This is a genomic window from Paenibacillus konkukensis (assembly GCF_023523925.1).
In the GTDB taxonomy this organism is placed as follows: Bacteria; Bacillota; Bacilli; order Paenibacillales; family NBRC-103111; genus Paenibacillus_S; species Paenibacillus_S doosanensis.
The window spans coordinates 540,697-565,082 of the sequence record NZ_CP027059.1 but is presented as its reverse complement, the minus strand read 5'-3'; the positions used below and the strand labels follow the sequence as shown (position 1 = coordinate 565,082).

The window sequence follows — 24,386 nt, the reverse complement described above, 5'->3', positions numbered from 1 at the left end:
CCGCTTGATGGAAAGCGACTGACTCTCCTTGGCTTGTTCTTTGGCCGAGGGGAGTTTTTTACGTTACAACGGATGGATTTCGAGGGCAAGTTATTTTCGGATTCGGGGCGGCGGAGGCATAGAGCGGCCGCGTGCCGCCGCAATACGAACGGCTTTCCGGTACATTCCCGGAAAGCCGTTTCTTGTTTCCTGCACTATGAGCGCCGTTCACTGCGCTGTGCCGCCGCTTAAGCGAATTCCCGCGGATGCCGCCGCTTCAGCTCCTCGATCCCGTAGGCGCGCCCGGTTGCCTCCAGCCGCTTCACGTAGTCCTTTAAGAAGCCTTTGGCATGGTAGGGACCGCCTTCCTTGATGACCGTCCACAGCGGATCGACGTCGAACGGCATCGATTGCATCATCGCGTCATGCCAATCATTTAACAGATAGACCGCTTCGCGGCAAACGTCGCGGCGTTCGGCGGCAAGATTATGCTGCTCGTAAGGGTCCGCGCTAAGCCGGAACAGCATTTCCTTATCGAATAAATGGAAGCCGTCATGATACGTTCTGACGTAGAGCCAGTCACCGAAGCGGACGCTGCGCTGGCAGACATGAGCGCATTGCGAGACGACGAGATAATCTCTGCCGCACGCTTCGCCCGACCGCAGAGCGGCGGCATAGCTCTGTCCGTCCCAGCTCGGTGACGACGGAGAGCCGAGCAATTCGGCCATCGTCGGAGCCAGGTCCAGATGATAATGAAACCCTTCGTCGACATGGTTCGACATGAGCCCGGGCCAGCGGATGATCATCGGGATGCGGCATGTGCCTTGATCCGCGGTCGCATGCTCGCCGTAGATGCCCAGCTCGCCCATGTTTTCACCGTGATCGGCGGTAATAATGACGATCAGGTCGTCCATGACCCCTTGAGCTTCAAGCTCGCTGAACAGCCGGCCGATATGCTCATCCATGTAACGGATGCCCATGTCGTATCCGTCGACCATTCGCCTTAAGCCGCTCCGGTCCGTAATTTCGCCGGGATGGCGGGGGTACTGCGGCAGCGCCCGGTTGTCGTACATATTGATTTCGCTGGCGCTGTGCGGCCCGATCTTTTGCTTATGCGCTTCGAGTACTTCATCGGTAATCCAGGAAGGCAGAGGATCGCTCTCGAACGGATTGGCGAAATCCTCCGGCGTACGGTACGGCGTATGAGGGTCCCAATAATTGACGTACAGAAACCAATTGTCTTCTTGGGCGTTTCGGCGAATCCAGTCCAAGGCGACCGGCGTCACTTCCTCGGCGTATTCCATGCCGCCCTTGCCGGTATTATGCATTTCGTGAAATCCGGCGTAAAACGTCCATGAGGAGTGACGCTCCGCGAACGGGCTGATCAAGGCGGTTTTCATTCCTGCTTGACGGAACACGTTGGGCAGGCATTCCTTGCCGATTCGGTCCCGGAACGCACGCTCCTCGCCTTCATGCCGCACATCTCCGGCTGTTCCGCCGTGTCCGACAACGCCGTTGTGAATGCCGAAGCGGCCGGTCATCAGCGCGGTGCGCGACGGAAAGCAGGGAGCGTCGGAGGTGTAATAATTCGTAAACCGCACCCCTTCCTTGGCGATGGCGTCGATGTTCGGGGAGGTGTTCCGGTGATAGCCGTAGCATCCCAGATGGTCCGGGCGTGTGGAGTCCAGATCGAGCAGCAAAATTCTTGTTTTGTTCGTTTTCATTGAGGCATTCTCCTTTGTATGAGAGATCGTTATCCTTTAATCGCGCCGGCCATGCCGTCGACAAAGTAGCGCTGCAGCAGCAGAAATACGATGATGATCGGCACCAGCGCAATCGTGCCGCCGGCGGCGATTCCCGTCCAATCGACGATATTTTCGCCCCGCAAAGCATATAGCCCGACGGCCAGCGTTCGCAGATCCGGGTTGCTCAGCGTCAGTACGAGAGGAAGCAGAAACGAGTTCCAGGTCCAGATGAATTGCATAATGACCGCGCTGCCGACGATCGGCTTGGACAGCGGGAGCATGATGTGGACGAAGGTGCGAAAGAAGCCGCAGCCGTCCATAATCGCCGCCTCTTCCAGCTCCTTCGGCACTTGGCGGAAAAAACCGGCGAATAACAGCACGAAGACGAGATGGCCGCCTCCCGATTCGGCCAAAATAATGCCGCCGAGCGAGTTCATCAGTCCCAAATGCTTGATGAGCTCAAAGACAGGAATAATGGAAAACTCCAGCGGAACGAACATGCTGGCGGCCAATACCGTGATGATCAGCCGCTTTCCCTTGAAGGCGTACCGGCCTAGCGCGTAGCCGCAGGTAGCAGTAATGCACAGGACGATAACGATAACCGCAATTGTAACGATAACGGAGTTCATAAAATAGCGGTCGAAATGTCCCGCGTCCCAAGCCCGAGCGAAGTTCGCTCCGTTCAAGGAGTCGGGAATCAGGCTGAGTCCTTTGGCAAAAAACTCGTCCTGGCTTTTGAACGAAGCCGAGATCATCCATAGAAACGGATAAATCCATACAAAAGCAACCGCAGCGAGCAAAATATGAGTGAGCAGACCCGGAAGCGACTTGACTGTACTGCGGAACGTCGTGAGCTGATGCATCGTTACGCGCCTCCTCTGCCGGATGATTTCATTCTGCCGTTGATCCAGGCTTGAATAACGGCGATCAGTACGATCGTGAAAGCGAAGAAGATGCCGGCGGCCGACGCATATCCCATTCGGGGCAGTCCCATTTCACTGGAAAAGGCGTAACGGTAAATATAGGTGGAGACGACGTCCGTAGCGTAGAAGGGGCCGCCTTCCGTCATCGTTTTGATCAGATCGAACACTTTAAGCGAGCCGGCGATATTGAGCAGCAGGATGACCAGACCGATCGGCATAATCTGCGGCAGCGTAATGTGCACGAAGGTGCGGAAATGGGTAGCGCCGTCGACTCGGGCCGCTTCGTACAGCTCCCGCGGGACCGTCTGCAGCCCGGCCAGCCAGTAAATCATGTTCATGCCGAGATTTTTCCATACATAAATCATAATGACCGTGAACATAGCCCAATTCGCGTCGCCCAGCCAGTTGACCGGAGCGTCGAGAATGCCGAGGGAGGTCAGCATAAAGTTGACGGCTCCGTCGGAGCTCCAAATGTAGACCATAATGATGCCGACGATCGATGCGGTGGTCACCACGGGAATGAAATAGAGCGTCCGGTATACCGCCGCGCCCCGCAGCTTCGGATTGTTCAGCACAAGAGCGATCAACAAAGCCAGCACGAGAAGGAGCGGAACGGAGCCCAGCATAAATTTGAAGCTGTTGGCGTAGGCTTTCCAAAAGTAAAGATCATGAATAATATCCTTGAAATTTTGCAGGCCGACATATTGAATATCGGAGCTGATCCCCGACCAGTCATGCAGAGCGTAATACCAATTGATGACGATCGGCCATCCTTGAAACATCGCGTAAAAAAGCAAATTCGGCGCGATAAACAGCCAGCACCATCTCTGAAGAACGCGCTGCCGGCTGCTGCGGGCGCGGGGATCGGTCCCCGTATGCTGCGGCGTTGAAACGACTTTCTCCATATCAGCCCTCCTGACTTGGCGCCGTTACTTTAACGCCTTGTAATCCTCCGAGGTATAGTTTTTCATCGGATCCCAATTAGGAAATTCGAAATCCGAGGCGGATACTTTGGCGCCCTTGCCTTTGGCCGCCTCGATCGCGCTGTTCCATGCTGTCCCGAGCTGCTTGGAGTATTGCGCGAGCGCATCTTTCTCGTCCTTGATCGCCCCCGAGACGACGGCCGATAAAATTTCTCCCGCATCCGGGTGAACATCCTTAAATTCCGCGAACACCGAGGCGGTCTCCGGATTGCGGACGCTCGGATCGGGGATGGTCCGGCCATACGATTGCACGATGTCGTAATAGGCCTTGAGCTGGGCCGCTTTGGCGTACTTCTCGTTGATGCCCTTCACGACGGAGAAGGAATCGCCGGATTCGACCCGTTTCGGCTGGAAGAAGTCGCCTCCGTAAAATTCCTTCAAATACAGGATCGCTTCCTTCGGATGCTTGGATTGGGCCGACAGTCCGATCCAAGCCCCGTTATTCGTCAGCGGCAGCGAGCCTTTGCGTCCGGATTCGGGCAGCGGAGGAGCCATGACGCCGTAATCGAGCTTCGGATTGTCCTTATTCCATACGCCAACGTTCCAAGCGCCTTGAATGATGAAGCCCGCCTGATCTTGGGCGAATAGGGCGCGCGCTTCGGGAGCGGAAATGCTCATCGTCTTGGGATGGAAGCTTCCGTCCTTGGCCAGTCCCTTGAACAGGTTAAATAAATCGAGCACGGGTTGGGAGTCGTATGTCGTTTGTTTGGTGGCCAAGCTGACCGGGGCGTTGCCGTTCAGTCCGCTGCCGCCGAGAGACGACCATTCTCTAAGCGTCGACAGCCAGCGGTTGCTCTGCTTGCCGCCTTCGATAATGCCGTAATATTTGCCTTTGCCCGCCGCCGTAATCTTCTGTGCGTATTCGCGGAATTCGGCGTAGGTTGCCGGCGGTTTCTCCGGGTCGAGGCCTGCTTCCTTGAACAGTTTTTTATTGTAAAAAACAAGCGTGCTCGGGAGCGAAAGCGCCTCGGGAATCGAATAGATTTTGCCGTCGACCATGGTGGTTCCGTTCTGAAAGGTGCCGTCGATAAACATGTTTTTGAAGGAGTCGTCGATGTACGGATCAAGCGGCTGGTACCATTGATCTTTGACTAGAGTGGATAGCTTCATCCCGGTCGGGACGGGGAATAAGTCGGGAGCGTCGTTCGTTTTCACGGCGGTGAGCACCGTATTTTTGAATTGATCGACCGTCAGCTGGGTATATTCGATCTTGATGTTCGGATATTTTTCCATAAACTGTTTGTGGAACTCGTCCCGCAGCTGCTTGACGCTGTCGCTCCAGTCCATCACGCGCAGGACGACGGGAGCGCCATCGCCGCCTTGAGTATCCGCGGACGATTTGCTTTGGGCGCTGTCGCCCGGAGGGGAAGCGGCGGGGGAGCAGGCGTTCAACGGAATTAAGCTGACGACGGCAAGCAATGAAGTGATGATGCGCAAGTAAGGCTTCATACATAGACCTCCTCTTAATTTGCATTTTTTGCAATCGCTTTCAAATTGGTCTGACAAGGTAAATTATAGATAGTTGCTCCAGCAACGTCTATGTATAATATACAGATCAGATGTATAAAACTATCGTTCAATTTGAAAAGATGTAGGCGAATTACAGCAGTTATGAGATAATCGGCTGTATAATATTACGCAACATAGGAGGGAGCCTTCGCGCTATGCTGACCATTCATTCCGCATTTTTCGATAATATGATACCGAACTGGCGCAACCAATTGGAGGCGGTCAAGTTCCACATTTTGGTTTTGATTACTCACGGAAAAGTGTTGTATACGCTGAACGGAGAATCCCGGATCGTGCAGGCGGGGGAATTGCTGCTCATTCCGAAGGGAACGAGCCGGGTGGCGGAAAATGCAAGCGAAGAACCGCATCAGAAATATACGGTGCTGTTTCATTATTTTTATCACAATGTGCTGGAAGAGAGTGAAATTCCGTATTTGACGAACGGTCAAATTCTCCATTTGAAAATCCGCAATTTCGAATACGTCAAGCAGCGTTTCATGCTATTGTACCGGGAAGACATGGAAAAAAAGCCTTTCTCCGAGCTGATCCGCCTGGGCACTCTGCAGGAGCTGCTGGCTTTGGCGGGAAGAGAGGCCGAGGTGCTCGACATTTCGCCGATCAAGCTGAAGCTGGCCAAAACGATCCAGCAATACATTCTCGAAAATTACCGCACGCCGCTCCACATCGAGCAGCTGGCGGAGCTGATCCATCGTTCGCCGAACTACACGATTTCCCTGTTCAAGGAAGTGAACGGACAATCCCCGATTCAATATATGCATCAGCTGAGAATGATGGAGGCGCGCAATTTGCTGGCCAATTCGGGCATGAGCGTAACGGAAATTTCGCAATATTTGGGGTACTACGATACGTCCTATTTTTTCAAAATGTTCAAAAAGTTTACGTCGATGTCGCCGACGGCGTTTATTACGCGCGAAGAGATGGGGTAAGCGAAGAGCGGGGGACGAGACGCAGACGCTCAAATCCTCGACCCGCTTGCTTCGTTTGCGTTTTCACCGGACTTTTTAGTGAGATGGCGAAAAACGCCGACTGCGCATGCGAAAGCATCTTCCGATCGCTCTTGTTCCCGGATTTCTTGAATAGGTAAGCCCGTGAAACGGGTGAAATCCGAGAACAAAGGCGAACGCTAACGGCTTCTCCAGATTGCTCCCGCTTGCTTCGCTGACGTTTTCACCGGTTTCACCACCCTTTAAGGCATCACTGGGTTGTCTCCGGAGCGGGGCAGCCGCACCCGTACCAGCGTTCCCCGCCCTTCCGGCCGGTTGCGCCCGATTCGCATCGAGAAGCGCTCGCCGTAAGCGAGCTCGTACCGGCGGTATACGCTCAAGATGCCGGTATGCCGGGCAAAGTAGGGATCGGAGGGTTCGCCCCCTGCGGCGGCGAGGTTCTCCATCCGCTGCAGCACGTCCTCCGGCATGCCGCTGCCGTTATCGGCTACGGTAAACACCCAGTGATCCCCATCCGGCTGCACCGAGATGCGGAGGCGGAAATCATCATCGTCGGCAAGCGGACTCCAGCCGTACTTCAGCGAATTTTCCACAAACGGCTGAATGCTCAGCTTCATCACCGGGGCGTCGAGCAGCTCGGGAGCGATGGCGAAATCGGCCTGGACCCGCCTTCCGTAGCGGTACGAATGGATGTGCAAGAAATCGCTGGTGTACTCAAGCTCCTCTTCAAGACGGGCAAGCCCCCGGTCTTTGCGCACATTGTAGCGCATCATCCGCGAAACGCATTGCAGCATGTCGCTGACCGCTTCTCCGTCATTATGGAGCGAATACGATTCGATCGTCTCCAGCGTGTTGAACAAAAAATGCGGGTTGATCTGCGCCTGGAGCTGCAGCAGCTCCTTCTCCTTCTCGCTCAGCTTCGAGCGAAGCACTTCCTTCCTCAATATCTCCAGATCGTCCAGCATCCGATTGTAGGTGTTAATGAGAAAGCCGATTTCATCCTGCGCGGAATGCTCAATCGGCACGGAAGTGCCGCGACCCAGCATTTGCATTCCCGATTTTAAGCGGTACAGCGGCTTCAGCACGGCTCCCATCACGGGAAAGGCGATCAGCAGCGCCAGCATCAGGCTGATGGCTGCGACGATGTAAGTGAGCGTCTGGGCCTGCTTGATCCCTTTGCTGACCTCGTCCAGCTGCGAGATCCCGACGAGCGTCCAGCCTCCGAGCGGTATCGGATGGGACATTACTTGATAGCGGTTCCCTTCGAGCGTCGCTAGGAACGGCTCGGGCGAACGCGAATGGTCCTTCAGCTGTCCGGAAAGCCCCTCCGGCAGAGTGCCCGCCTCTCCGAAGTTGACGAGCTCGCCGGTTTCTCTATTGTACATGACCATCCGTCCGTCCTGTCCGAGCTTCGTATGATCCATCATCTTCTGCAGCCAGGCGGCGTCGATCTCAATGAGCAGCCAGGAGCCGACGGACTTTTGCTGAAGATCGATGACCGGTTTGACGAAAGTGACGACCTGCTGTCCGGCCGACGGGGTAACGGCGTAGTTCATCGGGTGAGGCGCGAGCAGCCCCTCCTTGGTCATGCCGAAAACTTGGCTGAACACCGGATCTTTCTGAAACGGATATTCGTATTGAATATGAACCTTTTGCGATTCGGAGTAGACTTTGCCCAAGGAATCCAAGTACAGCACGCTGAGAATTTCTTTTTTTGATTGAATGAGGAGCTGCAGCAGGGGACGGAAGCTGATCGAATAGCCGGACTGGTCGGGAACGCTGTCTTTGGGCACCGATAGAAATTTCTGAAACTCGGAATTAATGACGACCGTGTTCAGCGTTTCGTTCATTCCGATGAAATAATTGTTAATTTCGTTAGCCATATACTCGATCAGCTGGGACGAGATAGCGGCCGTATAATTGGTGCTGGAGCGTACGATGAGATACTGGGAGATGAAGCTGACCGTCAGCGTAGGGACGAGAGATAAGAGGATTAACAGCACGAAAAGCTTGCCTCTGAGCGATAAAGCGCGAAATTTGCGGACCATTGTCTTGAAGCGTTGTAGCATTGCCGCACCACCCTTGTAGGTTGTAAAAGTTTAAGCTCGCCATCCGGCGCGTAAGTATGGTTAACTTAAAATAGAACCGTAAACCTTTATTTCGCTGCGATGCAACCGATTTCCTAGCAGGAGGCTGAGAAGTTTGAAAATTTGTGTCATCGATGATGAAATCGCTGTCAGGTCGGGGGTTATTGTTAAATTAAACCGTTTGAACAAGCCTATCGAGGTGTTTGACGCCGGATTCGGCGAGGCGGCGCTGGAGAACGTGCGCAGAATCCGGCCCGATATCGTGATTACGGACATTATGATGCCGGGGCTGACCGGTTTGGAGCTGCTTCAGCAGCTGAAAGAGGAGCTGCCTGCCGTCCGCGTGTTTCTGCTGACCGGCTACAGCGAGTTCGAATACGCCCGCAGAGCGATTCAGCTCGGGGCGATGGGATATTTGCTCAAGCCGGCGAACCGGAAGGAGCTGCTGAAGCTGGTCTCGGACGCAGAACGGGAGGAAAGCGGCAGGCTGGCGGCCGACTTGCGCCGTTATGCTGCCCAGCTCAGGGAGCGGGAGATGCATCTGGAGCCGGCGGAGCTGCTAATGCCGTTCAGCTGGTATGACGAAACGGTGCCGAAACGAATCCGCCTTGCGGCCGATCCGGACGGTATGGCGGTTGAGGCGGAGCGGGAAGCGGTGATCTTCTCCTTCAAATACAAGCTTCATGTGGATGGAGCGGTCGTGCGCGCCGATTGGAAGGAGCACGGCTGCTTTGCCCGGGGGGATGAGTTCATACCGGCGTTTATCCGCGAGGCGGAACGCTGGGAGGCGAAGCAATTTTTCGCGCCGGACGGTGCTTCGAGGCAGCGGGGCGGCGAAGCCCGGCTGAAGCAATCGTCGGCTATGCGGCAGTCGATCGTCCAGGCGGTGAAGGAGATGGACGTTTCGGAGCTGGAGCAGAGGGTGGATGCGTTTTTGCGCCACGCGGAGCAGCTGGAGCTGAAGCAGCTGCGCAAGGAATGCGCATATTTGATGGCTATGCTCGACGAGGCGATGACGGCGGGGCATAATATTACGATCGTCGAGGAGGACAAGCTCGATTACTGGTTTTCTTGGGTCGTCCGCCATCCGAGCTGGCGGGAGTTGAAGCGCAGCGTGGAGCGATTCGTCGTCGGAGGCGTCAAAGCGTTGGCGGAGCTCGATTCGAATCAGCAGCCGACCGACCTTGTGGACAAAGCGATGCAGCTTGTTCACCGGCATAAGGGCGCCGATATCAATCTGGAGTCGGTGGCGGCAGCGCTGTCGGTTCATTCCGTGACCTTAAGCCGCATCTTCAAGCAGCATACGGGCGAGAACTTCGTCCGTTATGTCGTCCGGCATAAAATGAAACAGGCCGAGCGGCAGCTCGTCGAAAGCGATAAGAAGGTGGGAGAAATCGCCGAGGAGGCGGGCTATGCGGACTACCGTTACTTCAGCCAGCTGTTCAAGCAGGCTTACGGCCTCAGCCCGTCGGAATACCGCAAGCGGCATATTCGCCCGGATCGTTAAAAAGTTCATACGTGACGTTAATTTATTCGGCTATGTTCCCCGCGAGGCTTTCACTATACTTGATTTGTAACACATTCAATCGCTTAACAAGGGGGAGTCTACAATGAAGAAAGCGTTTTCGATCGGTCTGTTGTCGATGCTGGCCATGAGCGCCGTCTTATCCGGCTGCAGCGATTCGAGCGGCAGCTCGCAGGGGGAGAGCGGGAGCGGCGGCGCGAACGGAGACAAAAAGCCGGTGACGATTACGTTCTGGCACCGCTGGCCGGAATCGCAGCCGGTGTTCGAGAAAGCGATTCAAGAGTTCCAGGAAAAGTATCCGTACATTAAAGTAGAGATGCCGTCGATCGCTTCCGCACAGTATGCGGCGCAGCTGCAGGCGGCGGTAGCGAGCAACGATCTGCCGGATATTTTCGCCAATCAGAACGCGGTGCCGACGGATCAGCTGTATCAGCTCGATCTCATCCACGATCTGGACGATTTGTTCCCGCAGAAGAAGAAGGACGAATTTTACGAAGGCACCTGGACGGAAGGCTTCACGACGATGAACGGCAAGGTGTACGCGATGCCTCACTTCACGCCCCGGAGGTTCGCTCATGTCATGTACTACAATCTCGATGTGCTGAAAAACGCCGGGCTGTCGGAGAAGGATGTGCCGAAGTCTTGGGATGAGCTGATCGCCGTCGGGAAGAAGATTAGAGAGAAAAACAGCGATGTGTACCCGCTCATTCTCGGCGTCAAAACCGATTGGCTGATGGGCGGATTTATCGGGCAGATGGCATCGGCGATCAATCCCGACGTATTGCCCAACGACGGCGCCTATGCCGGCTTTAATTACAAGAAAGGGGAGTACGAGCACAACTCGGCCGGCATCGTGCAGACGATGAAGTTCATCAAGCAATTGCAGGACGATAAGCTGCTGCATCCGAACAGCCTCGTCATCGATTACCGCGAGGCGTCCGCATTGTTTGCCGGGGGCAAGGCGGCGTTCGTCATCGACGGCACGTTCCTGACGTCCGAGCTGCAGCAGAACAATAAATTCAACAACTTCGGCGTAGCCCCGCTGCCGACCAAAGACGGCAAGCCGCAGTACTACGCGTTTCAGGGCGAGACGAAGGCCTCGGTGCATGTCAGCAAAAATACGAAGCATTACGACGAAGTGAAGCTGTTCCTGCAGTTTTATATGGACCGCATTTATCCGCTGGAGCTGGAGATGGGCGTCGAAGGCTCGCCGATCATCGCGCAAAATCAGAATACGAAGATGACGAATCCGCAGTTCCAGCAGGCGCAAAAAATTCAGGACCAGATGTTTATATTGTCGCCTCATCAATATATCCGCAATTTGGCTGCGATCAAGGTCAACACCGAGCTGAACGGCAAGAAGCCGAAGGAAAATCTCGGGAAAATTCTTGAAGGCTATATGGCCGGTCAAATTAAAGATTTGGAAGGGACGTTGGGCAAGCTCAGCTCCGACTATAACAAGGCGCTTCAAGATTCGATCAACAAAGTGGCCGGCGGCGGCGCCAAAATCGGCTTAAACGATTATAAATTCCCGAACTGGACGCCTTTTGAGCCGTATACCAAAAGCAAGTACGAAGAGCTGGGGAAATGACGGGCTTCTACCATCTAATGCGCAAAGGAGTTGGACGCGTTGAGCGCACAAACGACCGTACTGGCTAGGCAAGCCGCCCGCTCCGCAGCGGTCAGAAGAGAGCGGGCCCGCTATAAATGGGCATACTTGTTTATTTTGCCGCAGCTGCTGTTTTTCATGATTTTTACGATTTATCCGATCATTATGAGCTACGTGTACGCTTTCTACGACTGGAGCGGGTTCGGCCCGCTCTCCAATTTCGTCGGCTGGGATAATCTGACCAAGCTGCTGCACGACGATCAATTTTGGAACGCCTTCGGCAACAGCCTGATCTATATGGGAGCCAAAACCGTGATCTTAATGCCGACGACGCTGATCATGGCGCTGATTTTGAATCAGGCGTTTTTCAAGGGCAAAGTGTTTTACCGGACGATCTACTTCCTGCCCGTCGTGACGACGACGTCGATCGTCGGCATTATTATGAAATTCATCTTCGGCAACGACAAGGCGTTGATCAACGAGCTGCTGATTGCGCTCGGCATATTGTCCGAGCCTGTTCCGTGGCTAGGCCAGTCGTATACGGCGATGGCGGTGCTGATTCTGGTAGGCTCCTGGAAGTTTTTCGGGATGATGATGGTGTACTGGCTTGCCGGCTTGCAGTCGCTTCCGGGCGACGTCTATGAAGCGGCCAAGGTGGACGGGGCCGATTACTGGCAGACGCTGCGCAGCATTACGATCCCGCTGCTGATGCCGGTAGCGACCGTCATTCTGCTTCTGACCGTCGTCAACAGCATGCATGTGTTCGACCTGGTCAAAACGCTGACGAACGGCGGACCGTTCTTTGCCACGGAAACGGTCGATTTGTTCATCTACAACTATGCCTTCAGCACGAGCGGATTTCCGCAAATCGGCTACGCTTCCGCAGCCGGGATCGTCTTCGGCTTGGCCATCTTCATCATTACGCTGGCGCTCGGATGGCTTGCCAAGCTGTCGAAGGACGGGCAGGACGCCCGCAGCACCAAGCATGCGAAAGGAGGGACGCCCGTATGAGCGGACGCCGTTCGTTAACCGGCCTTCTTCACCTGCTGCTGCTCGTGCTCGGGGCCGTATGGATTTACCCGTTCATCTGGATGCTGTTCTCGTCGCTCAAAACGAACACGGAGTATATTAACGCGGGCTTCAAGCTGCTGCCGGAGGCGGCGCAATGGGACAATTATGCAAGAGCTTGGAAGGTCGGCCATTTCTCCACCTATTTTGCCAACTCGGTCATTATTACCTGCACGACGGTCGTCATCGTAATCGTCATGTGCGCGCTGACCGGCTATGCGCTCGGGCGGGTCGCTTTTCCCGGACGCAAGCTGTTCGTTCTGGCGATTACCGCCACGATGTTTATCCCCAAAGGATATACCATCATCCCGATTTATCAGATCATCAAGAGTCTGGGGCTGCTCAATACGCTGCCCGGCATCATATTGGCCGAATCGTCGGGGGCGCATGTGCTGTTCATTCTGCTTTATATGACGTATTTCCATAACCTGCCCAAGGAGCTGGAGGAGGCGGCGGAAATGGACGGCTGCGGATTTATCCGCACCTTCGTTCGGGTCATGCTGCCGCTCGCGAAGCCGATTATCGCCACTACGGCGATTATGCAGTTCATCTGGACGTGGAATTCGTTCTTCGTGCCGCTGATCTTCAGCATCAACAAGCCGGATTTGCGTACGCTTGCGGTCGGCATGTATTCCTTCGTCGGCGAGCATACCGTCGATTGGTCGGGCATGGCGGCCGGCGCTTCGATTTCGCTGATCCCGGTCATCGTCGTGTTTATCGTGTTCCAGCGGTTTTTTATCGAAGGCATCTCGGGCTCGGTCAAAGGCTGAAGCTTCAGGAGCGCAGCGGCATAGGAGTCCAGGCCAGTTATATCGCATTAGGATAAGGAGGAGAAAGCAATGGCAAAACAACCGCATCTGATTATATTCAATCCGGATCAATGGCGCAGCGACGTGATGGGGCATATGGGCAACCCGGCGGCCGTGACGCCTCATCTGGACCGGATGGCGCAGACCGACGGGGTGTCGTTCCGCAACGCCTTTTGCCAAAATACGGTGTGCACGCCGAGCCGATGCTCGTTTATGAGCGGCTGGTACCCGCATGTCAGAGGACACCGCACGATGTACCACATGATGCAGCCCGACGAACCGGTGCTGCTTCGGACGCTCAAGAATGCCGGGTATTACGTATGGTGGGGCGGCAAAAACGATCTGGTCCCCGCTGAGAACGGATACGACGACTACTGCGACGTGAAATACAAGCCGCCCGTTCAGCCGCGCAGAGAGACGAACCTTCATGCCCATGACGTATGGCGCGGAGCGCCGGAGGGGGACAATTACTTCTCCTTTTATGCGGGACGGCTGCAGAAGGCCGAGGACGAGGAGAACTATTATGACGGGGATTGGGCGAATGTGCTCGGAGCGATTGAGCTGATTCGCAACGCGCCGGACGACCGGCCGCTGTGCATTTACTTGCCGCTGTTGTATCCGCATCCACCGTACGGTGTCGAGGAGCCGTATTTCAGCATGATCGACCGTGCCAAGCTGCCTCCGCGAATTCCGGCCCCGGCCGATTGGGACGGCAAGCCGAGCCTGCTGCGGGGTATCTGGGAAAAGCAGAAGCTGCAAGGATGGACCGAGGAGCGCTGGGATGAGCTGCGCGCCACCTATTACGGCATGTGCGCCCGCGTCGACCGGCAGTTCGGCATGGTGATGGACGCGCTTCGCGATGCGGGAATGTATGACGATACGGCGGTGTTCTTTTTCTCCGATCACGGCGATTTTACCGGAGATTACGGCCTGGTGGAAAAAACGCAAAATACGTTCGAGGACTGCTTGTCGCGGGTGCCGTTCATCGTCAAGCCGCCGAAGGATGTACCGGTCCTGCCTCGGGTCAGCGACGCGATGGTGGAGCTGATCGACTTCCCGGCGACGGTGGAAGCGCTGCTCGATATAAAGCCCGGCCATAGTCATTTCGGGCGATCGCTGCTGCCGGTCATAGCCGGCGAGACGGACGAGCACCGGGACGCCGTCTTCTGCGAAGGGGGGAGATTGCACGGCGAGGAGCAATGCATGGAACGCGAGAGCACCTCGGTCGGCAGCGCCTCGGGGCTGTATTGGCCCCGCATTCAGTGGCAGCTGCAGGAAGGGCCCGAGCATACGAAGGCGGTAATGTGCCGGACGAAGGAATACAAGTATGTGCGGCGGTTTTACGAGCAGGATGAGCTGTACGATTTGACGCTCGACCCCGGGGAAACGATCAACCGGATCGGCGATCCGGAGCTGGCGGGCGTATTGGCGCAATTGAAGGACCGGCTGCTGACGTTCTATCAGGAAACGTGCGATACCGTGCCTCTGAAAGCGAATAAGCGTATGTAGACGATGAGGCATGACGAAGGAAGACGCTGTGAGGGGAATGCGAAAGCGAATATGGTAATATTATCCAATTAAAAGGGCTGAAAACGGGCTGCCGATGTCATATCGGCAGCCCGCCCTCTCATGCGGCTAATCTTGATCCGAGGGGATGATTTCGTCCAGCTCGGTTTGTTGGCGGTTGGCCTGCTCCAGCACATGCTGATCCGTCTCGCTCTGACCTTGAATCTCCGCTGCGGCCTGCGCTTGACGGTTCAGCTGCTCCTCGGCTTGCCCGATCCCTGTGGCTCCTTGATGTCCTCTGCTGCTTGGCATATGCGTACCTCCTGACTTAGAATGGAAATGACCCGGTTAGTATGGATGATAAATTGCCAAATCATGCATACCGGCGGAAATACGCTCCATTCGAAAAGCGCGATACAAATCGGCAGGCGGCGCGTACCGTCCCCGTCTGCCAATTCGGAGCTTGCCATGGGAGGGACCGATTCATTTGCGCATCCGAATCCAATACTTTGTTGCAGTCGTAATAACGATGATTCTAGGGCTAAGTTCTCGAAGGTTCGCGGACCGAATTCCCGAGCTGATTGCCGAGCATGCCGGAGATATGCTGTGGGCAGCCATGGTTTACTTCGGCTTCCGGTTTGTCTTCGTCAGAAGAGGCTTCATCCTGGCGGCTGCCCTAAGCATCGTATTCAGCTATGCGGTGGAATTCAGCCAGCTGTACCAAGCGGCTTGGATCAATCGGCTGAGAGATACCGTATTGGGCGCTCTCGTGTTGGGCAAAGGATTTTTACCGGCCGATTTGCTCCGGTATTTGCTCGGCATCGCGATAGCCTGCGGCATGGACGCCTGCTGGCCGAGACGCAAGCGGTAAAGCGGACCGGACCGGACCGGTTATAGGGACATTCCCGTTCGTCATACACATTAGTAAGCTAGGCGTATCGCTATTTGTAAAGGAGTGGTCCATTGCTGTCCTTAACGGGACAGCTTTCTTTTTTCAATTAAAACAGGACAAAGGGCCTACATCGCCGTTTTTATCCAAAAAAAGGATAATGGACCGGCCGCATCGAATAGGTATAGCGCATATCGAATCTGCACCATCGCAAGCGGACTGCCGTAATCATTCGCCATCGCCGATGAAAAAGAAGGAGGCCGACTTATGAAAGTAAAACGAATCGTTACCAATGTAAACGCGCGCGACGTCGCCGCCGCCAAAATTTTTTACCAGGATGTGCTGGGGCTGGATGTATTAATGGATCACGGCTGGATCGCTACCTACGGCTCTTCCGCAGAGATGGGCATTCAAATCAGCTTCGCCTCGGAGGGAGGCTCGGGCACGCCGGTTCCGGATATATCGATTGAAGTCGACGATGTCGACGCTGCGCTGGAACGGATGCGGGAAGCGGGGTTCCCCGCCGAATACGGTCCTGCCGACGAGCCTTGGGGCGTAAGACGATTCTACGTCCGCGATCCGTTCGGACAATTGGTCAATATTCTTGCTCACGTGTAGTAGAATCAGCCCATAGACCGGGTGATCCGATAGGTCAAAATATGTCTCTGGTCCCTTGGATTGATGTCGTATGCAAGTATAATTACACTAAAATGCAAAAAAAAGGTGGATACAACGTAATGAATAAAAAAGCGGTGGCAATGATTTTGGGCGCTTCTCTGATGCTTAACGCGGGCGCAGCGGCTTTCGCAGCGGCGAATCTTGAAGAAATTAAAGCTTATTTGAATCACGATTTGAAGGTGAAAGTAGACGGAAAGCCGATACAACTGCTCGATGAGCAGGGCCGGGTCGTGGAGCCGATTACATACGAAGGCAATACGTATTTGCCGGTGCGCGCGATTGCAAGCACGCTCGGGGTAGGCGTCGATTACGATGCGGAAACAAGCACGGTGCTGCTTGGGGTGAAGGCGGACGGCGTTGCCGTCGCATCGGAGGATTTCGATAGTACTTACTATTCCAAAGATAAGAACGATACGACGTATAAAGGCAAAGATTATAAAGAAGTTTTGACAAGGAAAGATCACGGCGGAAGCTTCATATTGACTCCTGATAAAAAGTACACGAAGCTGTATTTGCAGGTGGCGGCGCTCGGTAAAGACATTACGAGCATCGAAATCAAGGACAGCGATTCGTTCGCGCTCTTGAAGAAGGAAACGGTCTCGATCGACGAGGGGCTGAAAACGATTGAAGCGGATATTTCCGGGGTCAAAACGCTTTATATCGAAATTACGACGAAGGACGACGGCGGGTTCCTCGTTCCGCTAACTTCCTCTTCTTATAAGTAGAACATAAGCCGGAAATCATATATTATGGACAGCAAGCTGATGCCTTCAAACGGGCATCGGCTTGTTTTATTTTTGTTTAGGAAATGATGCGCAGCAATATCCTGAGGAAATCCGGTGGCTCCCCCGAAAGGAAAGTCTACCCATAGAACGATCCCAGAGGAAGGGTTAGACGCCGATCCAGCCTAGGCTGGATGCGGACGGAATAAGCTTCAGAGCATCACGTCACTTTTGGGGGATTGGTTATGCAGTATTCCGTCCAGAGGCCTATTGTGCCGGCAACTTCGTTGGCGTATAATCCTAATTAGTAATTCGGGAATAACAAATTAAAATAAAGGAAGATGGAACGAGCGATGTCCAAATATACGACCGAAGAAGAAGTTTTGCGCCATTACGATCCGAAGAAATATCGCACGCCGGACGGTTATACCTCCGATATCGTCTGCGCAACCATTGTCCGGGACAGCGAGGGGGACAATCTAACGGCGGCGAAGCCGGTGCTGAAGCTTATGCTTATTAAGCGGGCGGCCGCCGATCAGGAGGGGAATCCGAATATCGAGGGAGGCAAATGGGCTATTCCCGGCGGGTTTGGCTCCGACAAGGAGACGGCTTACGAGACCGCGGTGCGGGAATTATCCGAAGAGACGGGAGTCACCGGCATTCACGTCGAGCATTTCGCCGTGTTCGACAAGCCCGGAAGAGACCGCAGAGGCTGGATTATATCCAACGCGCATTACGCGATCGTCCCCGGCGACTATTTGGAGAAGCGAAAGGCTGCCGACGATGCGGAGGAATGCGAGCTCTTCACGATCGAAGAAGCTTTAGCGTTGGATCTCGCTTTCGATCATGCCGATATTTTGACGACGGCGGCGGCGGTCATTAAACGGGAGATGATGCAGACGACCGTAGCCAGGCATTTTCTGCCGGCCGAGTTTACGCTTGCGGAGCTGCGGGACGTGCTGATGACGGTGCTGGCCGACGATCCGATGATTTACGTCAAATCGACCTTCTGGGATAAGGCGCCGAAGCTGCCGTTCATCGAGCCGGCGACGGATGAGGAGGGCCGCATTAAGACGACCCGCCGCGAAGGGGTTACGAAGAGGGTGCGGCTGTTTCGCTTCAACGATTACGAACCGGTCGCATCCATTTACCGTTAACGAAAAACCGTACATGCAAGAGCCAGAGAAAGAAGGGATACGGCTATGAAGATAGGAATTTACGGTTCGTCTTTCGATCCGGTCACGAATGTGCATCTATGGACCGCCTCGACAATCGCCCACCGCAAACGGCTGGATAAGGTGATTTTTTTGCCGTCCTCCAGCCGAAGATTGGATAAGTCGCCGCATGCGGCCGACGAGCACCGCGTCGCCATGATCAAGCTGGCGATTGCCGACAATCCGAAGTTCGAGCTGGACTGCTATGAGCTGAACGTCCTTGCGGGCATGCAGTATACGTATTATACGATGGAATATTTCAAGCAGCGGTACCCGGCGGACGATCTGTACTTTATTATGGGAGCCGATCTGCTTGTCGATATCGGCGCAGGCAAATGGTCGCACGGAGAGGAGCTGGTCAGCAAGAATAAGTTCATCGTGATGGCCAGAAACGGCATCGATATGCTGGCGGCCATCGCCAAGTCTCCGCTGCTGCGCAATCACGATGACGGCGACCGGTTCCAACTGGTCGATAAAGGATTGGCAATGGAAATCAGTTCTACTTATATACGCGAGGAATTCGCCCGCGGCGGAGAGCCTCGTTACCTGCTGCCGGATTCCTGCTACCGTTACATTGCGGAACACGGGTTGTACCGGAGTTAACATCAATAAGGAGGTTGTGACTTATGACGACACTTCAACAACAGATTATCGCGGAGCTCGGAGTGAAACCGGACATTGACGGCTTGGAGGAATTTCGGAGAAGCGTCCGGTTCTTGAAACAATATTTGCAGAAGCACGACAACGTCGAAGCTCTCGTGCTGGGTCTGTCGCTCGGTCAAGATTCGACGCTGACGGGCAAATGCGCGCAAGTCGCATGCGATGAGCTGAACCTGGAGCTTGGCCGCAAAAAATACCGCTTCATCGGCGTCAGATTGCCGTACGGCATTCAAGCGGACGAACAGGACGCGGAAGCGGTCATGTCATTCATTCGGCCCGACGTCGTCTTGAGCGTCAATATTAAGGAAGCGGTCGACGCCAGCGCGGCGGCCGTGGAAGCGGCGATCCAAGCGCCGGTTTCGGATTTCTTGAAAGGGAATATGAAGGCTCGCCACCGGATGGAGGTGCAGTACACGATTGCCGGTCATTATAAAGGCGTCGTACTAGGGACGGATCACGCCGCCGAAGCCGTAACGGGCTTCTACACCAAATTCGGCGACGGCGCGGCCGATTTGACGCCGATCTTCCGGCTGAACAAACGGCAGGGCCGCCGCATTCTCGAGCTGCTCGGATGCCCGGAGCGGCTGTACCGCAAAACGCCGACGGCGGATTTGGAAGGAAACCGTCCGCAGCTTCCGGATGAAGATGCGCTCGGCGTGACTTACGATCAGATCGACGACTACTTGGAAGGGAAGCTCGTGCCGGAACAAGCGCGGCTGACCATCGAAGGCTGGTACGTACGTACGAAGCATAAACGGAAACCGCCGATAACGGTGTTCGACGACTGGTGGAAATGAGAACAGAGCTCAGAAGCGTGGCGAACAAGTGGCCGAAGAGTCGATAGAAAGTTGGAGCAGCGTAAGCGGTCGCCTTTGTAGACGGATTTTAATAGATTGTTCATAATATTCACCCAATGTTCACGGTTTGCCGGCGTTCTTTCTATTATACTGGAATTGTTGCAGCCGGTATAAGACCGCTTGGAGAGGTGGATGGTATGAAAAAGAAATGGATGTTTTTATCTGCCGGCATAGGCGTCGTGCTGATCGCTGCGTTGATCCTGCTGTTTACGGACGGGAACGCGTCTGCGGCCGATCCGTCGTCATTGCCGGAGAATCAGGGGTATCAAATCGTAACGGTAAATGTCAAATCCGACGGCTTCGAGCCTGAGCATATCGAATTGAAAGCCGGCGTTCCGGTCAAACTGAATTTTAAGAAGGAATCGAATCTTACTTGCATTAAAAATGTGATGTTCGAGAAGCTCGGGATCGACGCCAATTTGGATAAAGGGAATAACCTGGTCGAGCTATCCGATCTGAAGCCGGGCACATATGAATATCATTGCGGGATGTATATGTATTACGGAACGGTCACGGTCAAGCCGTAACCCGTTTTTGCCCGCGAGAGCACGATATAAGGCTCTGCCGCCAAGTCTCCGTTATCGGAAGATTGGGGCAGAGTTTTTTTTGCCGGGGAGTAGATTTCTTGTCTTGAACATAATTACTTAATGGATTTTACATTCGTTCATTCGCGTGCTATGATAACGATGAAGTCATGAAAATCATCGCATTGGCACACATTAATTTTAAAAAAGCCGAGGAGAGAATAACATGAATTTAGCCGGTATGATTGATCACACGTTGCTGCGGGCGGATGCTACGAAAGCGGAGATCACGAAGCTCACGGAAGAAGCCAAAAAATATAAGTTCGCTTCGGTTTGCGTCAATCCGACCTGGGTCGCTTATTCGGCGGAACAGCTGTCGGGGACGGAAGTGAAGGTTTGTACGGTGATCGGATTCCCGCTCGGAGCTTCGACTTCGGCCGTGAAGGCGTTCGAGACGAAGGATGCTATCGCAAACGGTGCGACGGAGGTCGATATGGTCGTGAATATCGCCGCCTTGAAGGATGGGAACGACGAGCTCGTCGAGAACGATATTAAAGCGGTTGTCGACGCCGCGGCGGGCAAAGCAATTGTGAAGGTCATTATTGAGACATGCCTTATAAGCGATGAGGAAAAAGAGCGCGCCTGCAGGCTCGCTGTCCAAGCGGGCGCCGATTTCGTAAAAACGTCGACAGGCTTCTCCACGGGCGGAGCCACAGCCGAAGACGTTGCGTTGATGCGCAAAACGGTCGGCGAACGCGCAGGAGTAAAAGCATCCGGAGGCGTGCGAAGTCTGGAAGATATGCAAAAGATGATCGAAGCGGGCGCTAACCGGATCGGAGCCAGCTCCGGAGTCAAGATTATGGAAGGCGGCCGTTCGGATTCGTCTTATTAAGCGCCGGCAAGCTTTCGGGAAAAACGGGTTTTGCTGGATATTATTTTCTGAATAGGTGTTGGATACGCTTAGAGCAGGCATACTAAAACGACTAACTTTGTGGAGGAATAACACCATGAAATTTTTAGTTGCCATTCTAGGCGTGCTGGTCGTCTTCGTTCTCACTTATGCGGGAAGCAACGACCGGCGGAGTATCCGCTACCGTCCGCTTGCGGTAATGATCGTATTGCAGGTGGTGCTTGCTTTTATCCTGCTCCATACAGGTATCGGGGAGTTCCTGATCGGAGGGTTCGCTTCGGTATTCGAGAAGCTGCTGACTTATGCGGCGGAAGGCGTCAATTTTGTGTTCGGAGGTCTCGCCAACGAAGGGCAATCCCCGTTCTTTCTCTCGGTGCTGCTGCCGATCGTGTTTATTTCGGCGCTCATCGGCATTTTGCAGTACACCCGGATTTTGCCGTTTATTATTAAATATATCGGCTTGGTCTTGAGTAAAGTAAACGGAATGGGTAAGCTGGAATCATATAATGCGGTGGCTTCGGCGATTTTGGGACAATCCGAAGTGTTCATCTCCGTCAAAAAACAGATCGGCATGCTGCCGAAGCAGCGGCTCTACACACTGTGCGCCTCGGCGATGTCGACCGTTTCGATGTCGATCGTCGGAGCCTATATGCAGATGATCAACCCCAAATATGTCGTCACAGCGCTTGTCCTGAACTTATTCGGGGGATTCATTGTCGCTTCGATTTTGAATCCTTACGTCGTTTCCAGAGAAGAGGACATTCTTGAAGTTCACGATGAAGAGAAGCAGTCCTTCTTTGAAATGCTCGGGGAATATATTATGGACGGTTTCAAGGTTGCGATCACCGTAGCGGCGATGCTGATCGGTTTCGTAGCGATCATTGCCCTGGTCAACGGCATCTTCAGCGGTATTCTCGGCATTTCGTTCCAGCAGCTGCTTGGATATATTTTCGCTCCGTTCGCTTTCGTCATGGGCGTGCCTTGGCGGGAAGCGGTGGAGGCGGGGAGCATTATGGCGACCAAGATGGTGGCCAACGAGTTCGTGGCTATGCTCGATCTCGGCAAGCATGCCGAATTGTCGGCCAGAACCGTCGGTATCGTATCCGTGTTTCTCGTGTCGTTCGCCAATTTCTCCTCTATCGGCATTATCGCCGGCGCAGTGAAAGGCTTGCACGAGAAGCAGGGGAACGTGGTGGCAAGGTTCGGTCTGAAATTGCTGTACGGGGCGACGATGGTCAGCGTGTTATCGGCCACGGTTGCCGGCTTGTTTTTGTAACGGCCGAAAAATATTGTCATAAAGGAGTACATATATGGATCGATTCAAAAGAGTTCACCTTATCGTTATGGATTCCGTAGGAATCGGGGAAGCGCCCGATGCCGCCAAATTCGACGATTACGACGTCGACACGCTCGGACATATCGCCCGCGAGCGGGGCGGACTGAACATGCCGAATATGGCCAAGCTCGGCTTGTCCAACATTCGGGAGATCGAGGGCGTGCCGAAGGCGTCCGCACCGATGGCCTATTTCACCAAAATGCAAGAAGCCTCGAACGGCAAAGATACGATGACGGGTCACTGGGAGATTATGGGACTTAACATAGCTACTCCGTTCCGGGTATTTCCGGACGGGTTTCCGAAGGAGCTGATCTCCCGGATCGAAGAAAAGACCGGCCGCAAGGTAATCGGCAACAAGCCGGCCAGCGGCACGGAAATTATTGCGGAGCTCGGGGAAGAGCATGTGAAGACCGGTGCTCTGATCGTTTACACGTCCGCCGACTCCGTACTGCAAATCGCCGCGCACGAAGACATCGTGCCGCTCAAGGAGCTGTATGAGATTTGCGAATTTTGCCGCGAAATTACGCTTGAGGACCCGTATATGCTCGGCCGCATTATCGCCCGTCCGTTCGTAGGAGAGCCGGGCAGCTTCACCCGGACGGCCAACCGGCACGACTACGCGCTGAAGCCGTTCGGCAAGACGACGATGAACACGCTCCAGGAAGCGGGCTATGACGTGATCGCGATCGGCAAAATATCGGATATTTACGACGGCGAAGGCGTCACCAAAGCGATTCGCACCGTGTCCAACATGGACGGAATGGATAAGCTCATCCATGTCATGGGCGAGCCGTTCGAAGGGCTCAGCTTCGTCAATCTCGTCGATTTCGACGCGCTGTATGGCCACCGCCGCGACCCGCAGGGGTACGGACAAGCGTTAGAGGAGTATGATGCCCGGCTGCCGGAAGCTCTGTCCAAGATGACGGCCGACGATCTGCTCATCATCACCGCCGACCACGGCAACGACCCGACTTACCGGGGGACCGATCATACCCGCGAATATGTGCCGCTTATTGTGTATTCGCCGCGTTTTGCCCAAGGAGGACGGGAGCTGCCGCTGCGCCGGACGTTTGCGGATATAGCGGCCACCGTGGCCGAGAACTTCGGCGTCGCATTGCCGGAGCACGGGACCAGCTTTTTGCAAGATTTGAAATAAGCATTTAGGGGGAAAAAAGAAATGAGCGTTCATATCGGGGCTAAACAAGGCGACATCGCCGAAACGATCCTGCTGCCGGGCGACCCGCTGCGGGCCAAATATATTGCCGAGAAGTATCTTGAAAATGTCGTTTGCTACAACGAGGTTCGGGGGATGCTCGGATTTACGGGAACCTATCAGGGCAAGCGCATTTCCGTACAAGGCTCGGGGATGGGGATTCCGTCTATCAGCATTTACGTCAATGAACTTATAAGCCAATACGGCGTCAAAAATTTATTCCGCGTCGGCACCTGCGGCGCGATGCAGGAGCATGTCCGCGTGCGCGATGTCATTCTAGCCCAAGCTTGCTGCACGGATTCCAGCATGAACCGTCATGTGTTCGGAGGCTTCGACTTTTCGCCGATCGCCAGCTTCCCGCTGCTGAAGGCGGCTTATGAGCGCGGCGCAGCCAAAGGGCTGAAGCTGCATGTCGGCAATATTTTCAGCTCGGATATGTTTTACCGGGACGATAAGTCAGTCGTGCAAAGGCTGATGGATTACGGGGTGCTCGGAGTGGAGATGGAAACGACCGCTCTCTACACGCTCGCGGCGAAGTTCGGCGTTAATGCGCTGACGATTCTGACGGTGAGCGATCACTTGCTTACCGGCGAAGAAACGACGGCCGAAGAGCGCCAGACGACATTCCACGATATGATGGAAGTGGCGCTGGATACGGCGATAGCTCTGTAAATA

The 24,386-nt window shown here is 54.5% G+C and carries 23 protein-coding genes; 17 read left to right on the top strand and 6 right to left on the bottom strand.

Annotated elements, in window-relative coordinates:
- Nucleotides 1-227 precede the first annotated feature (227 nt).
- Genes SK3146_RS02375 through SK3146_RS02360 form a run of 4 tightly spaced genes read right to left on the bottom strand, consistent with a single transcriptional unit; the run spans nucleotide 228 to nucleotide 5,079 of the window.
- Nucleotides 228-1,703, bottom strand: a complete 1,476-nt coding sequence (locus SK3146_RS02375) for a sulfatase family protein (protein ID WP_249863556.1) — start codon at nucleotides 1,701-1,703, stop codon at nucleotides 228-230.
- 29 nt (nucleotides 1,704-1,732) lie between these two features.
- Nucleotides 1,733-2,587, bottom strand: a complete 855-nt coding sequence (locus tag SK3146_RS02370) for a carbohydrate ABC transporter permease (protein ID WP_249863555.1) — start codon at nucleotides 2,585-2,587, stop codon at nucleotides 1,733-1,735.
- Between the two features lie 2 nt (nucleotides 2,588-2,589).
- Nucleotides 2,590-3,552, bottom strand: a complete 963-nt coding sequence (locus tag SK3146_RS02365; RefSeq protein WP_249863554.1) for a carbohydrate ABC transporter permease — start codon at nucleotides 3,550-3,552, stop codon at nucleotides 2,590-2,592.
- Between the two features lie 24 nt (nucleotides 3,553-3,576).
- On the bottom strand, nucleotides 3,577-5,079 hold the full coding sequence (locus SK3146_RS02360; protein ID WP_249863553.1) for an ABC transporter substrate-binding protein: 1,503 nt from the start codon (nucleotides 5,077-5,079) through the stop codon (nucleotides 3,577-3,579).
- Between the two features lie 215 nt (nucleotides 5,080-5,294).
- On the opposite strand from SK3146_RS02360, the gene SK3146_RS02355 reads away from it, so the two are divergent.
- Nucleotides 5,295-6,086 (top strand): AraC family transcriptional regulator, encoded by a 792-nt coding sequence (locus tag SK3146_RS02355; protein WP_249863552.1) that lies wholly within the window; start codon nucleotides 5,295-5,297, stop codon nucleotides 6,084-6,086.
- Between the two features lie 260 nt (nucleotides 6,087-6,346).
- Here SK3146_RS02355 and SK3146_RS02350 read toward each other — a convergent pair whose 3' ends face one another.
- Nucleotides 6,347-8,173, bottom strand: a complete 1,827-nt coding sequence (locus SK3146_RS02350; RefSeq protein ID WP_249863551.1) for a cache domain-containing sensor histidine kinase — start codon at nucleotides 8,171-8,173, stop codon at nucleotides 6,347-6,349.
- Nucleotides 8,174-8,306: 133 nt separating this feature from the next.
- Between SK3146_RS02350 and SK3146_RS02345 the strand changes: the two genes are divergently transcribed.
- From SK3146_RS02345 to SK3146_RS02325, 5 genes are all read left to right on the top strand, one after another.
- Entirely contained in the window at nucleotides 8,307-9,698 is a 1,392-nt protein-coding gene (locus SK3146_RS02345; protein WP_249863550.1) for a response regulator transcription factor, read from the top strand.
- A gap of 103 nt (nucleotides 9,699-9,801) precedes the next feature.
- Nucleotides 9,802-11,307 (top strand): ABC transporter substrate-binding protein, encoded by a 1,506-nt coding sequence (locus SK3146_RS02340; protein WP_249863549.1) that lies wholly within the window; start codon nucleotides 9,802-9,804, stop codon nucleotides 11,305-11,307.
- A gap of 39 nt (nucleotides 11,308-11,346) precedes the next feature.
- Complete coding sequence (locus tag SK3146_RS02335; RefSeq protein ID WP_249863548.1) at nucleotides 11,347-12,336, top strand: carbohydrate ABC transporter permease; 990 nt, start codon at nucleotides 11,347-11,349, stop codon at nucleotides 12,334-12,336.
- On the top strand, nucleotides 12,333-13,163 hold the full coding sequence (locus SK3146_RS02330; RefSeq protein ID WP_249863547.1) for a carbohydrate ABC transporter permease: 831 nt from the start codon (nucleotides 12,333-12,335) through the stop codon (nucleotides 13,161-13,163). Before SK3146_RS02335 ends, SK3146_RS02330 begins: the two co-directional genes overlap by 4 nt.
- A gap of 69 nt (nucleotides 13,164-13,232) precedes the next feature.
- Nucleotides 13,233-14,711: a sulfatase family protein gene (locus SK3146_RS02325; protein ID WP_249863546.1), complete on the top strand. Its 1,479-nt coding sequence runs from the start codon at nucleotides 13,233-13,235 to the stop codon at nucleotides 14,709-14,711.
- A 126-nt stretch (nucleotides 14,712-14,837) separates the two neighbouring features.
- Here SK3146_RS02325 and SK3146_RS02320 read toward each other — a convergent pair whose 3' ends face one another.
- Nucleotides 14,838-15,020, bottom strand: a complete 183-nt coding sequence (locus SK3146_RS02320; protein WP_249863545.1) for a hypothetical protein — start codon at nucleotides 15,018-15,020, stop codon at nucleotides 14,838-14,840.
- 175 nt (nucleotides 15,021-15,195) lie between these two features.
- On the opposite strand from SK3146_RS02320, the gene SK3146_RS02315 reads away from it, so the two are divergent.
- The 11 genes from SK3146_RS02315 to deoD all read left to right on the top strand — a co-directional run bounded on the left by SK3146_RS02315 (nucleotide 15,196) and on the right by deoD (nucleotide 24,383).
- Nucleotides 15,196-15,579, top strand: a complete 384-nt coding sequence (locus SK3146_RS02315) for a ribosomal maturation YjgA family protein (protein ID WP_249863544.1) — start codon at nucleotides 15,196-15,198, stop codon at nucleotides 15,577-15,579.
- Between the two features lie 285 nt (nucleotides 15,580-15,864).
- A complete protein-coding gene (locus tag SK3146_RS02310) occupies nucleotides 15,865-16,215 on the top strand; it encodes a VOC family protein (RefSeq protein WP_249863543.1) in 351 nt (116 codons plus the stop codon).
- A gap of 119 nt (nucleotides 16,216-16,334) precedes the next feature.
- Nucleotides 16,335-17,000 (top strand): stalk domain-containing protein, encoded by a 666-nt coding sequence (locus tag SK3146_RS02305; RefSeq protein ID WP_249863542.1) that lies wholly within the window; start codon nucleotides 16,335-16,337, stop codon nucleotides 16,998-17,000.
- A 350-nt stretch (nucleotides 17,001-17,350) separates the two neighbouring features.
- A complete protein-coding gene (locus tag SK3146_RS02300) occupies nucleotides 17,351-18,154 on the top strand; it encodes an NUDIX domain-containing protein (protein ID WP_259617751.1) in 804 nt (267 codons plus the stop codon).
- Between the two features lie 45 nt (nucleotides 18,155-18,199).
- Nucleotides 18,200-18,814, top strand: a complete 615-nt coding sequence (nadD, locus tag SK3146_RS02295) for a nicotinate (nicotinamide) nucleotide adenylyltransferase (RefSeq protein ID WP_249863540.1) — start codon at nucleotides 18,200-18,202, stop codon at nucleotides 18,812-18,814.
- A 23-nt stretch (nucleotides 18,815-18,837) separates the two neighbouring features.
- Nucleotides 18,838-19,668 (top strand): ammonia-dependent NAD(+) synthetase, encoded by an 831-nt coding sequence (gene nadE, locus SK3146_RS02290; protein WP_249863539.1) that lies wholly within the window; start codon nucleotides 18,838-18,840, stop codon nucleotides 19,666-19,668.
- Between the two features lie 197 nt (nucleotides 19,669-19,865).
- Nucleotides 19,866-20,255, top strand: a complete 390-nt coding sequence (locus SK3146_RS02285; RefSeq protein ID WP_249863538.1) for a cupredoxin domain-containing protein — start codon at nucleotides 19,866-19,868, stop codon at nucleotides 20,253-20,255.
- Between the two features lie 223 nt (nucleotides 20,256-20,478).
- Nucleotides 20,479-21,144: a deoxyribose-phosphate aldolase gene (deoC, locus tag SK3146_RS02280; RefSeq protein WP_249863537.1), complete on the top strand. Its 666-nt coding sequence runs from the start codon at nucleotides 20,479-20,481 to the stop codon at nucleotides 21,142-21,144.
- 115 nt (nucleotides 21,145-21,259) lie between these two features.
- Complete coding sequence (locus SK3146_RS02275) at nucleotides 21,260-22,438, top strand: NupC/NupG family nucleoside CNT transporter (protein WP_249863536.1); 1,179 nt, start codon at nucleotides 21,260-21,262, stop codon at nucleotides 22,436-22,438.
- A 34-nt stretch (nucleotides 22,439-22,472) separates the two neighbouring features.
- Complete coding sequence (gene deoB, locus SK3146_RS02270) at nucleotides 22,473-23,654, top strand: phosphopentomutase (RefSeq protein ID WP_249863535.1); 1,182 nt, start codon at nucleotides 22,473-22,475, stop codon at nucleotides 23,652-23,654.
- Between the two features lie 21 nt (nucleotides 23,655-23,675).
- Nucleotides 23,676-24,383, top strand: a complete 708-nt coding sequence (gene deoD, locus SK3146_RS02265; RefSeq protein ID WP_249863534.1) for a purine-nucleoside phosphorylase — start codon at nucleotides 23,676-23,678, stop codon at nucleotides 24,381-24,383.
- The last annotated feature ends 3 nt before the right edge of the window (nucleotides 24,384-24,386 follow it).

Excerpts from the sequence above, each read along its gene's own strand:
- nadD (WP_249863540.1), top strand. The coding sequence starts at position 18,200 with ATGAAGATAGGAATTTACGGTTCGTCTTTCGATCCGGTCACGAATGTG.
- SK3146_RS02340 (WP_249863549.1), top strand. The coding sequence starts at position 9,802 with ATGAAGAAAGCGTTTTCGATCGGTCTGTTGTCGATGCTGGCCATGAGC.
- SK3146_RS02370 (WP_249863555.1), bottom strand. The coding sequence starts at position 2,587 with ATGCATCAGCTCACGACGTTCCGCAGTACAGTCAAGTCGCTTCCGGGT.
- SK3146_RS02300 (WP_259617751.1), top strand. The coding sequence starts at position 17,351 with ATGTCCAAATATACGACCGAAGAAGAAGTTTTGCGCCATTACGATCCG.
- SK3146_RS02275 (WP_249863536.1), top strand. The coding sequence starts at position 21,260 with ATGAAATTTTTAGTTGCCATTCTAGGCGTGCTGGTCGTCTTCGTTCTC.
- SK3146_RS02320 (WP_249863545.1), bottom strand. The coding sequence starts at position 15,020 with ATGCCAAGCAGCAGAGGACATCAAGGAGCCACAGGGATCGGGCAAGCC.
- deoC (WP_249863537.1), top strand. The coding sequence starts at position 20,479 with ATGAATTTAGCCGGTATGATTGATCACACGTTGCTGCGGGCGGATGCT.
- SK3146_RS02310 (WP_249863543.1), top strand. The coding sequence starts at position 15,865 with ATGAAAGTAAAACGAATCGTTACCAATGTAAACGCGCGCGACGTCGCC.
- nadE (WP_249863539.1), top strand. The coding sequence starts at position 18,838 with ATGACGACACTTCAACAACAGATTATCGCGGAGCTCGGAGTGAAACCG.
- SK3146_RS02355 (WP_249863552.1), top strand. The coding sequence starts at position 5,295 with ATGCTGACCATTCATTCCGCATTTTTCGATAATATGATACCGAACTGG.
- SK3146_RS02375 (WP_249863556.1), bottom strand. The coding sequence starts at position 1,703 with ATGAAAACGAACAAAACAAGAATTTTGCTGCTCGATCTGGACTCCACA.
- SK3146_RS02325 (WP_249863546.1), top strand. The coding sequence starts at position 13,233 with ATGGCAAAACAACCGCATCTGATTATATTCAATCCGGATCAATGGCGC.
- deoB (WP_249863535.1), top strand. The coding sequence starts at position 22,473 with ATGGATCGATTCAAAAGAGTTCACCTTATCGTTATGGATTCCGTAGGA.
- SK3146_RS02350 (WP_249863551.1), bottom strand. The coding sequence starts at position 8,173 with ATGCTACAACGCTTCAAGACAATGGTCCGCAAATTTCGCGCTTTATCG.
- SK3146_RS02305 (WP_249863542.1), top strand. The coding sequence starts at position 16,335 with ATGAATAAAAAAGCGGTGGCAATGATTTTGGGCGCTTCTCTGATGCTT.
- SK3146_RS02360 (WP_249863553.1), bottom strand. The coding sequence starts at position 5,079 with ATGAAGCCTTACTTGCGCATCATCACTTCATTGCTTGCCGTCGTCAGC.
- SK3146_RS02365 (WP_249863554.1), bottom strand. The coding sequence starts at position 3,552 with ATGGAGAAAGTCGTTTCAACGCCGCAGCATACGGGGACCGATCCCCGC.
- SK3146_RS02330 (WP_249863547.1), top strand. The coding sequence starts at position 12,333 with ATGAGCGGACGCCGTTCGTTAACCGGCCTTCTTCACCTGCTGCTGCTC.
- deoD (WP_249863534.1), top strand. The coding sequence starts at position 23,676 with ATGAGCGTTCATATCGGGGCTAAACAAGGCGACATCGCCGAAACGATC.
- SK3146_RS02285 (WP_249863538.1), top strand. The coding sequence starts at position 19,866 with ATGAAAAAGAAATGGATGTTTTTATCTGCCGGCATAGGCGTCGTGCTG.